At 67.0% G+C, this 12,687-nt stretch carries 14 protein-coding genes; 4 read left to right on the plus strand and 10 right to left on the minus strand.

Features of this window, described 5'->3' with window-relative positions:
* Nucleotides 1–18: 18 nt before the first annotated feature.
* The 4 genes from feoB to G9408_RS15400 are packed head-to-tail and all read right to left on the minus strand — an operon-like array spanning nt 19 to nt 3,773.
* A complete protein-coding gene (gene feoB, locus G9408_RS15385) occupies nt 19–1,890 on the minus strand; it encodes a ferrous iron transporter B (RefSeq protein ID WP_168454805.1) in 1,872 nt (623 codons plus the stop codon).
* A complete protein-coding gene (locus G9408_RS15390; RefSeq protein WP_120217752.1) occupies nt 1,887–2,138 on the minus strand; it encodes a FeoA family protein in 252 nt (83 codons plus the stop codon). The genes feoB and G9408_RS15390 overlap by 4 nt, the downstream gene beginning before the upstream one ends.
* A gap of 52 nt (nt 2,139–2,190) precedes the next feature.
* Nucleotides 2,191–2,862, minus strand: coding sequence for a COQ9 family protein (locus G9408_RS15395; RefSeq protein ID WP_168454806.1), 672 nt, complete (start codon nt 2,860–2,862; stop codon nt 2,191–2,193).
* Entirely contained in the window at nt 2,862–3,773 is a 912-nt protein-coding gene (locus G9408_RS15400; RefSeq protein WP_168454807.1) for a DMT family transporter, read from the minus strand. The genes G9408_RS15395 and G9408_RS15400 overlap by 1 nt, the downstream gene beginning before the upstream one ends.
* Nucleotides 3,774–3,886: 113 nt before the next feature.
* On the opposite strand from G9408_RS15400, the gene G9408_RS15405 reads away from it, so the two are divergent.
* The gene (locus G9408_RS15405; RefSeq protein WP_168454808.1) at nt 3,887–4,972 is read left to right on the plus strand and encodes an alkene reductase; all 1,086 of its coding nucleotides are present in this window, start codon (nt 3,887–3,889) and stop codon (nt 4,970–4,972) included.
* Between the two features lie 96 nt (nt 4,973–5,068).
* On the opposite strand, the gene G9408_RS15410 is transcribed toward G9408_RS15405, so the two are convergent.
* Genes G9408_RS15410 through G9408_RS15425 form a run of 4 tightly spaced genes read right to left on the minus strand, consistent with a single transcriptional unit; the run spans nt 5,069 to nt 8,100 of the window.
* The gene (locus G9408_RS15410) at nt 5,069–5,728 is read right to left on the minus strand and encodes a hypothetical protein (RefSeq protein WP_168454809.1); all 660 of its coding nucleotides are present in this window, start codon (nt 5,726–5,728) and stop codon (nt 5,069–5,071) included.
* Complete coding sequence (gene ribH, locus G9408_RS15415; RefSeq protein ID WP_168454810.1) at nt 5,721–6,146, minus strand: 6,7-dimethyl-8-ribityllumazine synthase; 426 nt, start codon at nt 6,144–6,146, stop codon at nt 5,721–5,723. The genes G9408_RS15410 and ribH overlap by 8 nt, the downstream gene beginning before the upstream one ends.
* A 1-nt stretch (nt 6,147) precedes the next feature.
* Nucleotides 6,148–7,422 (minus strand): 3,4-dihydroxy-2-butanone-4-phosphate synthase, encoded by a 1,275-nt coding sequence (gene ribB, locus G9408_RS15420; RefSeq protein WP_120218367.1) that lies wholly within the window; start codon nt 7,420–7,422, stop codon nt 6,148–6,150.
* Between the two features lie 57 nt (nt 7,423–7,479).
* Nucleotides 7,480–8,100 (minus strand): ankyrin repeat domain-containing protein, encoded by a 621-nt coding sequence (locus G9408_RS15425; RefSeq protein ID WP_168454811.1) that lies wholly within the window; start codon nt 8,098–8,100, stop codon nt 7,480–7,482.
* Between the two features lie 86 nt (nt 8,101–8,186).
* Here G9408_RS15425 and G9408_RS15430 point away from each other — a divergent pair, with 86 nt between their 5' ends.
* From G9408_RS15430 to G9408_RS15440, 3 genes are read left to right on the plus strand one after another with little or no spacing between them, the layout of a single operon-like run.
* Nucleotides 8,187–8,831, plus strand: coding sequence for an SCO family protein (locus G9408_RS15430; protein WP_210423396.1), 645 nt, complete (start codon nt 8,187–8,189; stop codon nt 8,829–8,831).
* On the plus strand, nt 8,828–9,274 hold the full coding sequence (locus tag G9408_RS15435) for a YcgN family cysteine cluster protein (protein WP_168454812.1): 447 nt from the start codon (nt 8,828–8,830) through the stop codon (nt 9,272–9,274). The genes G9408_RS15430 and G9408_RS15435 overlap by 4 nt, the downstream gene beginning before the upstream one ends.
* A complete protein-coding gene (locus G9408_RS15440) occupies nt 9,228–9,986 on the plus strand; it encodes a M48 family metallopeptidase (RefSeq protein ID WP_168454813.1) in 759 nt (252 codons plus the stop codon). The genes G9408_RS15435 and G9408_RS15440 overlap by 47 nt, the downstream gene beginning before the upstream one ends.
* A gap of 3 nt (nt 9,987–9,989) precedes the next feature.
* Here the strand turns inward: G9408_RS15440 and G9408_RS15445 are convergent, their stop codons facing one another.
* Together G9408_RS15445 and msrB are read right to left on the minus strand one after the other, a co-directional pair.
* The gene (locus G9408_RS15445; protein WP_168454814.1) at nt 9,990–12,161 is read right to left on the minus strand and encodes a transglycosylase domain-containing protein; all 2,172 of its coding nucleotides are present in this window, start codon (nt 12,159–12,161) and stop codon (nt 9,990–9,992) included.
* Between the two features lie 55 nt (nt 12,162–12,216).
* A complete protein-coding gene (gene msrB, locus G9408_RS15450) occupies nt 12,217–12,615 on the minus strand; it encodes a peptide-methionine (R)-S-oxide reductase MsrB (protein WP_168454815.1) in 399 nt (132 codons plus the stop codon).
* Nucleotides 12,616–12,687: the final 72 nt, after the last annotated feature.

The raw sequence follows: 12,687 nt of genomic DNA on the forward strand, positions 1-12,687 counted from the left end.
GCAAAAATGTTGGAAGGATCAGCCTAGTCCAAAGGCAACGGCTGTCCAGTAAGTGATACCTGCTGCGGCATAGGCGAGCGCGAACAAATAGCCAACCATGAACAGTGGCCATTTCCACCCATTGGTCTCGCGCTTGGTGATTGCGATCGTCGAAATGCACTGCGGCGCGAACACGAACCAGGCGAGGAAGGCGAGCGCCGTGGCGATGCTCCAGCGGCCTTGCAAGCGTTCGCTCAGTGATTGCGCCATCGCTTCCTCGTCGTCGCCCGCCTCGATCGCGTTGGCGGTAGCAAGCGCCGACACCGCGACCTCGCGCGCCGCCATCGCGGGGATCAGCGCCAGTGCGATGTCGTGGTTGAAACCGATCGGTTTGACGACAACCTCCAGCCCGCTCGCGATGCGACCGGCGACGCTGTAATCGACCTGGCTTTCGGCGCTGCCCTCCGGCACCTTCGGATAGCTCAGCAGCAGCCATAGCGCGATCGTAGTCACAAAGATGATCGTCCCGGCGCGGCGCAGGAAAAGCCACGCGCGCTGCCACAGCGCAATTGCGACGTCGCGCAGCCGCGGCCATTGGTAGCGCGGCATTTCCATCATGAAGCCTGCGGCATTGCCCTTGGCGACGGTGCGGCGCAGCACCAGCGCGACGACCAGCGCGCCAACGATGCCCGAAAGATACAGGCCGAACAGCACGAGGCCTTGCAGGCCGACGGGCGATCCGCCGACATTGCTGTTCGGAATGAAGGCGCCGATGATCAGCGTGTAAACGGGCAGCCGTGCCGAACAGGTCATCAGCGGCGCAATCAATATCGTCGTCAGCCGGTCCTTGGGGTCGGGGATCGCGCGCGTCGCCATGATTCCGGGGACCGCGCAGGCGAAGCTGGAGAGGAGCGGGATGAAGCCGCGCCCCGACAGACCGACCTTGGCCATGATACCGTCCATCAAAAAGGCGGCGCGCGTCATGTATCCGGACGCCTCAAGGAGCAGGATGAACAGGAACAGGATCAGGATCTGCGGCAGGAAGACGATCACCGACCCGACGCCGCCGAGGATGCCTTCGATGATCAGCCCGCGCAGGAAACCGTCGGGCAGCGCGGCATCGACCGCGCCCTGCAGAGCGCCGATGCCGCCCTCGATCCAGCCGATCGGCGCTTCGGACCAGGCATAGACGCCCTGGAACATCACGAACATCAGCGCGAGCAGGATCAGGAAGCCCGCGACCGGATGCAGCAGCACGGCATCGACGCGCTGGGTCCAGCGGCGCACCGGGGTTTCGGAGACGGTCACCGCGCGCGCGATGGCGCGGGCGCGCTGGTGCAGCGCGGCGTCGGACGGCGGTGGCGCGGGCTGCGCAGTCGCTTGCGTCTGGTGCGACAGGATCGCGCCGTCGACCGCGGCGAGCAGATCGGCGAGGCCGCGCTTGCGCACCGCGACGGTCGGGACCACCGGGACGCCGAGTTCGCGCGACAGGATGGCGGGGTCGAGCGTCAGCCCGTCGCGTTCGGCGAGGTCGAGCATGTTGAGCGCGACCACCGTCGGCAGCCCCAGCGCAATCAGTTCGAGCGCGAAGCAGAGATGGTTGTCGAGGTTGGCGGCATCGACGACGACGACCAGCGCATCGGGGCGGCGCTCGCCCGCCTGCTGGCCCAGCACGACGTCGCGCGTCACCGCCTCGTCGGGGCTCGCGGGGGTCAGGCTGTAACTGCCGGGCAGGTCGACCAGCGCCAGCGGCCGCCCGTCGGCAAAGCTGGCGTGCCCCGCCTTGCGCTCGACGGTCACGCCCGGATAATTGGCGATCTTTTGCCGCGCGCCGGTCAGCGCGTTGAACAGGCTCGATTTGCCGGCGTTGGGATTGCCGACCAGGGCGATCGTCGGGATGGCGCCGGTCATGACGCGGTCGACGCCACTTCGATCATCGCCGCCTGGCGCGCGCGGATGATGACCTGCATCCGCCCGATCGCCAGCGCCAGCGGATCGCGCGAAAACAGGCTGCCGCGGTGCAGCGGGGTGACTTCGATCCCTTCCATCAACCCGAATTCGCGCAGCCGTCGCCCTTCGTCATGCGACATGGCGTCCCAATCGATACGGGAAATACGGACGGCGACGCCCAATGGCGCGGAATCGAGCTTCGAGTTCATTTGCGAGCGATTATCAATAACACCGGGGGAGCGCCAGTGCTTTATCGTGTCGCTATCGCCCCGGATAGCGCAGCCGCCCGACAAAGCGCGCAAGGCTGGGGCGTTCGGTGCTGCGCGATGCGCGGCGGTATTTCCAGCTTTCGAAGCGCATCACCTGGGCGATCCGGCGCGCGAGGAAGGCGCGGGTGTCGGCGTAACCATCGCTCTCGTCGTTCAGGAACACCGCCATCGTCGAGGCATAGACCGCGCCGAGGATCGCGCGCTTGCTGTAGTGATTATAGTCGGTCGCGGTGTCGCCCGCGAGCCGCCACATCGCGTCGGCACTGCGCCAGCCGAGCCTGGCCGCGAACGGCACGTTGGTGGGGAGCGCCAGCAGCGCGAGCGCACGGCGCAGCGATTCGCGGTCGGGCGCGAGCAGGTCAAGGCGCGTTTCGACCAGCGCCGTGATGCGCTCGCGAATCTTGAGCGTGGCCAGCCTGTCGGCGGGCCATTTCGCCGCCATGCGTGCATCGATGTCGGCGAACCACGCATCGACCATGTCGCGCCCGCCGCCGGGAAAGGCGAGGCGGGCGACGTCGGGGTCGACCGCGGCGCGGCGCGCGGCGTCGGCGAGCGCCGCAGCGCTGAAGCCGTCGAACGCCGCCGACGACGCGATCAGCGGCGCGAGCGCGGCGCGAATCTCGTCGAGGGTCGGATCGGCGGGAAGGATCGAAGCCATAGGCATCAGATAGGCGCCGCGCGGCGGTTCGGCAACCGGATCAGCACCAGCGCCGCGCCGACCATCATGCCGCCGAAAATGTCGATCGGGCCGAGCAGTTCGCCGAATGCTAGCCAGCCCGCGAGCGCGGCCACTGCGGGCTGGACGAGCAGGGTCAGTCCGATCACCAGCGGCGAGAAGCGCGGCAGTGACCAGGTCATCAGCCCTTGCCCGATGATCTGGCTGGTCAGCGCGAGCAGGATCAGCGGGGTCCAGTTCTGCGGCATGATCGCCTCGCCCAGACCGAAGGCCGTGCCGAACAGGATCGGCACGCACACCACCGACGAAATCGCGAGCGCGGTCCAGGGTTCGAGCGTGCCGCGCACGCGCTGCATCAGGATGACATAAACCGTGTAGAGCACCCCCGCGAGCAGGCTGAGCAGGTCGCCGACCAGATAGGCGGGCGACAATTCGTAGCTCTGCCCCATGAGCAGCGCCGATCCGGCAAAGGCGAGCAGGATCGCCAGCGCCTGCCACCCGCGCGGCCAGCTGCGCGCGAGGAAGATGCCCCAGATCACGAGCAGCAAGCTAGCACAATTACCGAACAGCGTCGCATTGGCGACCTTGGTCTGCAGGATGCCGATGTGCCAGGCGACGAGGTCGAGCGCGAAAAAAATGCCCGCAGCGCTCGCAACGACGATGGCATTGCGCGGCGGCATGCGCCCGCCGCTCTCGCGCCACGCCAGCGCGAGCAGGAAAGGCAAGGCGATCGCCATGCGCCAGAAGGCCGAGGCGGTTGGCCCGGTGTCGGCGAGGCGCACCAGCAGCGCACCAATCGACAGCGCGATATTGCCCGCCAGCAGCGCCAGAAATGCCCAGCGTCCGGCGACCGGGATCGGGCGTTCGTCTGGGTCGAGGCTTTCGATCTTGGCTGTCATTTAGATTTTCTTTTGATACTGACCATTGTGCAGGCACCGCAGCGTCCATAGCTTTGCGGGCCATAGCGGCGCCCCGATCGGTCGTCGCCGGAAATTTGGAACGTGGAGGATTTATGGCCGTATCGCTTTTCGACCCGATCAAGCTGGGCGCCATCGAGGCGCCGAACCGCATCATCATGGCGCCGCTGACCCGCGGCCGCGCCGGGCCGGGCTTTGTCCCGGGCGAGCTGGCGGTCGAATATTATCGCCAGCGCGCCTCGGCCGGACTGATCATTTCGGAAGCGACCGGCATTTCGCAGGAAGGCCTTGGCTGGCCGTCGGCGCCGGGGCTATGGACCGACGCGCAGGTCGAAGGGTGGAAGCCGGTAACCGATGCCGTCCATGCCGCGGGCGGGCGGATCATCGCGCAGCTGTGGCATATGGGCCGCCTCGTCCATTCGGTTTTCAACGACGGCAAGCCGCCGGTGTCGGCTTCGGCCACCGTCGGCGCCGGGCGCGCGCACACCCCGGTCGGTCGCCGCGACCTGGAAGTTGCGCGTCCGCTGGAATTAAACGAGATCCCCCGCGTGATCGCCGATTATGTCCACGCCGCCGAAAATGCCAAGAAAGCGGGGTTTGACGGCGTTCAGCTGCACGGCGCCAACGGCTATCTGATCGATCAGTTTTTGCGCGACAATTCGAACCTGCGCGACGATGATTATGGCGGCCCGGTCGAAAACCGCATCCGCCTGCTGCGCGAAGTGACCGAAGCGCTGACCGGCGTCTGGGGTGCTGACCGTGTGTCGGTGCGCCTGTCGCCCAACGGCGAAACGCAGGGCGTCGACGACAGCGCGCCGGAAAAGCTGTTCCCCGCCGCCGCCGCCGCGCTCGACGCGCTTGGCATCGGTTTCCTCGAACTGCGCGAACCCGGCCCCGACGGGACGTTCGGCAACACCGACGTACCGAAGCAGTCGCCCGCGATCCGCAAGGCGTTCAAAGGCCCGCTGATCCTCAACAGCGACTATGATGTGGCGAAGGCCGAAGCGGCGCTGGCGAGCGGCGTAGCCGACGCGATCGCCTTTGGCCGTCCGTTCATCAGCAACCCCGATCTGGTCGAGCGGATCAAGAGCGGCGCCGCATGGGCCGCCGATAACCCGCAGACCTGGTATTCGCCGGGCGCCGAAGGGTACACCGACTATCCGGCGTTGGTGGACGCATAATTTACATCGTCGCCCCGCGGAGGCGGGGGCCGCTATCGGTTTTCGCAACGAGGCGGAATGAGGCTCACACGGCCCCCGCCTCCGCGGGGGCGACGATCAATTTCTCTCCGCAACCGCCTTGTCGATGATCCCGGCGCCCAGCGGGCCCAGGATGTTGCTGCCGAAACGGAACAGCAGAAAGCCGCCGACGAACAGCAGCAGCGGTTCGACAAAAAGCGCGACGATCGCGGCGATCACCGCGATAACGAACAGCGTCAGAAAACCGCCGCTCAGCGCCTGTTGACCCTTCGGCCCCAGCTCGATCGTGCGCGGTCCTTTGGCATCCCACCATTTGCCGGTCACGATCGTCTTGCGCACACCGCTTGGTGGTACCGGCCGGTTGGGCGTTCGGGCGGGTGCGGCAGTGGCGCTGGTTTTCAGGCGCGGTCGGTCGCCCGGTTCGGATGCCCATGGCCCTTTGCCGCGTTTGGCAATCGCCGCCGCGACCCGCGGCTTGCCGCCATCAACCGGCGCCGCTTGATGCTGCATCGGCGCGGGCCGCGCGCTCAGTCCCGATTCGGCGCGGGCTGCTGCCGACAGGTCGGGCGCACTGGTCCGCGGTTCGGGACGGATCGGTTCGATCCCCAACGCGCGGTCATGAATTTCCATGCGCTGCGCCGCGGTCAGCGGCGTCTGGCCCGTTTCCCGGTCGATCACCACCAGCCGTCCGCCGCGCTCGACGACAGAAAGACGGCTGGGGGGCGGGCGATCAACCAATGCCGAATTGTTCCTTCAGCGCGAGCATGGCGAGCGCGGCCTTCGCTGCTTCGCCGCCCTTATCCTTGCGCGTCTTGTCGGCGCGCGCAAGCGCCTGTTCTTCATTTTCGACGGTCAAAATGCAGTTGCCGATCGCCAGCCCGTCGAGGGTCAGCGCCATGATACCGCGTGCGCTCTCGTTCGACACGACCTCGAAATGATAGGTTTCGCCGCGGATGACCACGCCGAGCGCGACATAGGCTTCGAAGCGGCCGGTATCGGCGGCGAGCGAAATTGCCGCGGGGATTTCGAGCGCGCCGGGCACGGTGACCGTTTCATGGCTATGCCCTTCGGCTTCGAGCGCGCTGCGCACGCCGTCCAGCAGCATGTCGTTGAGGTGCGAATAGAAACGGGCTTCGACGATCAGGACGTGCGCCATGTCATGCTTCTCCGGGGATCGAGCGTTCGCCGACGACCGACAGGCCATAGCCCTCCAGCCCGACAAGATTATTGTGCGACGGGGTCAGCAATTCCATCGCGTGGACGCCGAGGTCGGCGAGAATCTGCGCGCCGATGCCATAGGTGCGAAGGTCCATGCCGCCGGTCGGCGGCGGGGTCGCTTCGGCTTCGGCCGATCCGGGCAGTGGGCGCATCAGCATGACGATCAGGCCCGATCCGGCTTCGCCGATTGCCTCCATCGAGCGTTGCAGGCGCCGCTTTTTCGGCCCCGGACGCCCCATGATGTCGTCGAAGATCGACACCGGGTGCATACGGACCAGCGTCACCCCGGCGGGATCGACCGCACCCTTTTGCAGCACCAGATTGACGCTGCCGTCGATCTTGTTGCGATAGGATTTCAGCCGCCAGTCGCCGCCATAATCCGATTCGAAGGGCTCGTCGGCGACGCATTCGACCAGCCGGTCGTTACGGTGGCGGTACGCGATCAGGTCGGCGATCGTCCCGATCTTCAGCCCGTGGCGCCGCGCGAAAGGAATGAGGTCGTCGAGCCGCGCCATCGAGCCATCGTCATTCATGATCTCGCAGATCACCCCCGACGGATTGAGCCCGGCGAGCCGCGCGATGTCGACCGACGCCTCAGTATGCCCGGCGCGCACCAGCACGCCGCCGTCGCGCGCGATCAGCGGAAAGACATGGCCGGGGGTGACGATGTCGTCGCGGCCCTTCGATGCGTCGATCGCGACCGACACGGTGCGCGCGCGGTCGGCGGCGGAGATACCGGTGGTGACCCCCTCGCGCGCTTCGATCGAGGTGGTGAAGGCGGTTTCGTGGCGAGTGCCGTTCGCGCGGCTCATCAGTTCAAGGCCGAGCTGGTCGACCCGCGCCTTGGTCAGCGTCAGGCAGATCAGCCCGCGGCCGTGCGTCGCCATGAAATTGACCGCGTCGGGAGTTGCCATCTGTGCCGGAATGACCAGATCGCCCTCATTCTCGCGGTCCTCGTCATCGACCAGGATGAACATGCGGCCATTGCGCGCTTCGGCGATAATCTCTTCGGGGGTCGCCATCGGCGACAGGTCGCTGCCGTGTGCCAGCCAGTTTTCCAGCTTGCGCAAGGTTTCGGCGGTGGGATTCCAGCCGGGCGATTCGAGGTCGCGCAGGCTGTTGGCGTGCAGCCCCGCCGCGCGGGCAAGGCCCGACCGCGACATGCTGCCGTCATCGACGATGGCGCGGATGCGCTCGATTAGCTGTGTGGACATGACTGAGATGTCTCACACTGTAATGTGATTGTCAATCAGGGAATCACATTGAACCCGTCAGTTCGGACCGAAGCTCGGCCCCAGATCGCGAACCGGCCCATCGGACTTGGCGTCGAGAATCGCCGTCAACTGCCCGGTGCGGTCGTCGCGCTTGGCATAGTCGCGCGCCGACATGCCGGTAACATGATCGGCCTTGTCGGGGTTGGCGCGGTTGCGCACCAACAGGCGGACCATGGCGACATTCTTGGTCTGCACCGCCAGAATCAGCGCGGTTTCGCCGCGCCGATTGGTCTGATCGACGGGTGCCTTGGCGTTCAGCAGGTCCTGCGCGCCGTCGGTGAAGTTGAGCAGCGCGGCGTGCATCAGCGGGGTCATGCCCTGACGATCGGCGATCGCCGGATCGGCATCCTTGGCGAGCAGAAAACGCAGCCAGGTCGCGTCGCGGCGCTTGGCGACGATCGCCAGCGCGGTCTCGCCGGTGTCGGCATTGCGCGTGTTGATCAACGTCGCATCGTCTTTCAGCGCTTCGGTCGCCTTGGTCCCGTCGCGGTTTTCGACCGCCTGCAAAAAGGCGTAGCCGCCGCGGAACTGCGCTTGCGCCGGGCCATGGAGCAAGCCGGTCGTGGCGACGAGCGCGAGAGACAGGGCGGCGAGGCGGAACTCCGCGCGTCGGAACATGATCGGGGTGACCCTTGGCAAGCATCGGCGCGACATCGCGACGACAATAGTTGATTTTCGCGGCCTAGCCGACCAAGGCTGGCCGCATGATGAATATTGCGAATATGGGACAAAAGCTTGTCCGTGCAAGCCTGATCGTCGCTTTCGGCGCCATGCTGGCCGGATGCGGCGGTCCCGTCGATGCGCCGCCCACGACCCCGCCGCTCGAAGGGGCGCGGATCGGCGGGCCCTTCACGCTCACCGACCAGAATGGCAAAACGGTCCGCGACAGCGATTTTGCGGGCAAATACCGCCTCGTCTATTTCGGCTACAGCTTTTGCCCCGACATCTGCCCGGTCGACCTGCAAAAGCTGATGCGCGGGCTGGCCGCTTTCGAAAAGGCCGACGCCGCGCGCGGGGCCAAGGTCGCGCCGCTGTTCATCACCGTCGATCCGGCGCGCGATACCCCCGAAGCGCTGAAGCCGTTCGTGGCGCGCTATCATCCGCGCCTGCTTGGCCTCACCGGCACCCCCGAACAGATTGCCGCGGTCGCGAAGGCCTTTGTCGTCACCTATAACAAGGTCGATGGTTCGGCCCCCGACCGCTATTTGATGGCGCACAGCCAGCTCGCCTTCCTGATGGACCCCGCGGGCAAGCCGCTGGCGCTGCTGCCGCTCGACGATCCGTCGACCGATGCCGATGAAGGCGCGCCCGCAGCGGTTGCCGCCGATCTGGCGAAGTGGGTCAAATGACCGCGGATGCGGCGCCGCCCCCCTTTTGGGAAGCGCCGCTCGCCAGTCTCGACGCGGGGCAGTGGGAGGCGCTGTGCGACGGGTGCGGCAAATGCTGCCTGCACAAGATCGAGGATGAAGATACGGGGCGTATCTATCCGACCAATGTCGCGTGCCGCCTGCTCGACCTGACCACCGCGCGGTGCGGCGACTACAAGCATCGCCGCCGCCATGTGCCCGATTGCCTGACGCTGACCAAGGCGAAGGTTGGGACCATCGAATGGTTGCCGCAAAGCTGCGCCTATCGCCTGCGCGCCGAAGGCGAGCCGCTGCCCGCATGGCATTATCTGGTGTGCGGCGACCGCGACGCGGTGCACCGCGCCGGGCAGTCGATCGCCGGCTGGACGGTCAGCGAGAATGTCGCGGGACCGCTGGAAAATCATCTTGTCGAACGCGTGGTTTAATTCGCGCGCCGACGCGCCCTACATTCAGGTCGGCGACGACGCCTGGCCGGTGCGTGTCGTCCAGCACGCGCAATCGCGGCGCTACCGCCTGGTTTTCGACGCGGCGCGCGGCCAGTTGCGGCTGACCGTGCCGCGGCGGACAAATATCCGCGCGGCGCTGAAATGGGCGAGCGAGCAGCAGGCGTGGCTGGCCGAACAGGTGGGCAAGGCGGCGCTGCCGGTGATCGTCGGTCCTGGCGCTTCGGTGCCGTTCCGGGGTATCGATCGCCGGATCGAATGGCTGCCCGCGGCGCCGCGTGCAATCGCAATGACGCCCGATGCCCTCCACGTCGGCGGTCCCGCCGAAACCGTCGGTCGCCGCGTCGAACGCTGGTTGAAAGCGCAGGCGCTCGACCTGCTCGACCGCGAAAGCCGCGACATCGCCGCGCGGGCGGGGCTGGCGGTTGGCCGTGTCGGGGTCGGCGATCCGCAGAGCCGCTGGGGGAGCTGCACCTCGGGCGGCGATCTGCGTTATAGCTGGCGGCTGGTCATGGCGCCCGACCATGTCCGCCGCGCAACCGTCGCGCACGAGGTCGCGCATCTCGAACACATGGACCATGGCCCTGCCTTCCATGCGCTGGTCGACGAGCTGCACGACGGTGATGTTGCCGCCGCCCGCGGCTGGCTGCGCCGCGAAGGGCGCAGCCTGCACCGCTACCGCTTTGCGGCCTAGAACTTAGTTGAACTCGGCGGGTGGCGGTCGCTGCGCGGGTGCCTTGGTCGCCGGCGGTTGCCCCTTGGGCACCGCGCCATTTTTGGGCGCCGCGCCGGGCTCGCCGGGGCCGCGCCGCCCGGTCTGCTCCTCGATCCACTGCTGATCGAGCACCGGGCCGTCTTCGGGCGCGGGCGCGGGTGCAGCGCCTTCGGGCGGGCGCATGTCATAGGGCAGCTCGATCGGCATGCCATTTTCATCGACCAGCCCGCCTTCGCCGGGCTCGCCCATATAGGCCTCGTCCTCGTCCTCTAGCTGCCATTCGGGCAGCACGACTTCGGTGTCGAACGCCTCGACCGGGCGCCGCGCCACCGCGACACGCATATAATCGGCAAAGGCCTGCGCGGGCGCGCGCCCGCCTTGCAATCCGCCGACCGCCTTCGCATCGTCGCGGCCCATCCATACGCCGGTGGTCAGCCCGCTCGAAAAGCCCAGGAACCAGCCGTCCTTGTTGCTCGACGTCGTGCCGGTCTTGCCCGCGACGGGGCGGCCGATCTGCGCGGCGCGACCGGTGCCGGTGTTGACCGCGGTCTGCAGCAGGTCGGTGATCCCCGCGGCGACCCAATTATCGACCAGCACCTGCCCGCGCTCCGCGGGACGCTGATAGAGCAGGCGGCCGTCGGCGGTCGTGACCTTGGTGATCGCATAGGGTTCGACCGAAATGCCGCCGCGCGACACCGCGGCAAAGGCGGCGGCCATGTCGATCACCCGCACCTCGGCGCTGCCCAGCACCATCGACGGGTGGGTGTTGACCGGGGTGGTGATGCCGAACCGGCGCGCCATGTTGGCGACGGCGGAAAAGCCGATCTCGTCGCCGAGCTTCGCCGCGACGGTGTTCACCGAATAGGCAAAGGCGCTGCGCAGATCCATCGGGCCGGCGAAACGTCCCGACGAGTTGCGCGGCGACCAGCCGTTGATCGTCACCGGCTCGTCGACCACCGGGTCGTCGACCTTATACCCGGCCTCCAACGCCGCCATATACACGAACAGCTTCCACGCCGATCCCGGCTGGCGCAGCGCCTGCGTCGCGCGATTATAGTTCGACGTCACATAATCGGTGCCGCCGACCATCGCGCGCACCGCGCCGTCGCGGTCGAGCGAGACCAGCGCCCCCTGAACCCCGCGCGGCGTATTGGCCTGGATCGCCGCGGTCGCCGCGCGCTGCATATTGAGGTCGATCGTGGTGTAAACGTCGAGCGCCTCGCTGCCTTCGTCGATCAGCATGTCGAGCTGCGGCAGCGCCCAGTCGCTGAAATAGCGCGCGCTGTTCTGCCCGGTTTCCTGCGCCAGCTGGACGTCGGCGGGTTTGGCACTGTCGGCCTGGCTCTGGGTGATCACCCCGGCGTCGACCATCACGCTCAGCACGACCCCGGCGCGGCCGAGCGCAGCGGAGGCGTCGGCGGTCGGCGAATAGCGCGACGGCGCCTTCACCAGCCCGGCGACGACGGCGGCCTCGGACAGCGACATTTCGGTCGCGCTATGGCCAAAGAAACGGCGCGATGCGGCATCGATGCCATAGCTGCCGCCGCCAAAATAGACCTTGTTCAGATAGAGTTCGAGGATCTCGTCCTTCGAAAATTTCCATTCGAGCGCGAGCGCGAGGATCATTTCGCGCGCCTTGCGCTTGAAATCATAGCTGTTCGACAGAAAGATGTTGCGCGCCAGCTGCTGGGTGATCGTCGAGGCGCCCTGCAGGCGCCGCCCGCTGCCGCGATTCTGTACCGCGACGACCGCGGCGCGCGCCATCCCGACGGGATCGAGCCCGGGGTGATAGCGAAAGCGCCGGTCCTCGACCGCAACCATCGCATCCTGCATCACCTGCGGCGTTTCGCGCAGCGTCAGCCAGCGGCCATAATTGGGGCCGAGCGACAGGAACACTGTGCCGTCGGCGGCGCGGACGCGGATCGTTTGCCCGGCGGGCGATTTCTTGAGCTCTTCGAAGCTCGGCATCCGCTGCACCGCGATGCCGACGGCAACCGCCAGCGCGACGAGGCCGACCACCGCAAGCCCGAGCCCCCAGCGGAAAATGCGGCGCACCCAGACGCGAAAGCGCGACGGCGCGGCGTCGGACGTGCCGCTCCGGCTAGTGGACGATGGCGATTTCTTCGACGAAGCCTGCTCTCTTTCGCGGCGCAAAGCCCGTATTCCTTCCCTCGCTTCGCCCCTGATCTCTCAGTCCGGTGGTAGCGTTTCAGCCTTTGCCGGTCTCAGCCTCATCCGGCCCGCGCTCGGCGAAGTCAAGCGCCGCGCTGTTGATGCAATAGCGCAGCCCCGTCGGGCCGGGGCCATCGGGAAAGACATGGCCGAGATGGCCGTCGCATTTGGCGCAGCGCACCTCGGTACGGACCATACCGTGGCTGGTGTCGGTCAGTTCGGTCACCGCGTCGTTTTCGGCGGGTGCAGTATAGCTCGGCCAGCCCGAGCCGCTGTCATATTTGGTGCGGCTGTCGAACAAGGGCTCGCCGCATCCGGCGCAGCGATACAGGCCGTCGCCCTTGTGGTCGGTATATTTGCCGGTGAAGGCGCGTTCGGTGCCGCCCTCGCGCAGCACATGATGCGCCATCGGGTCGAGGGGTCTGTGGTCGGTCATGGCGGATTTCTCCTTGGTGCGAGCCAGTCTTGGGCGGCATCGCGGTTCGCCCGCAATATCGTGTCGAACCCG

This window comes from Sphingopyxis microcysteis (genome assembly GCF_012274265.1).
Classification (GTDB): Bacteria; Pseudomonadota; Alphaproteobacteria; order Sphingomonadales; family Sphingomonadaceae; genus Sphingopyxis; species Sphingopyxis microcysteis.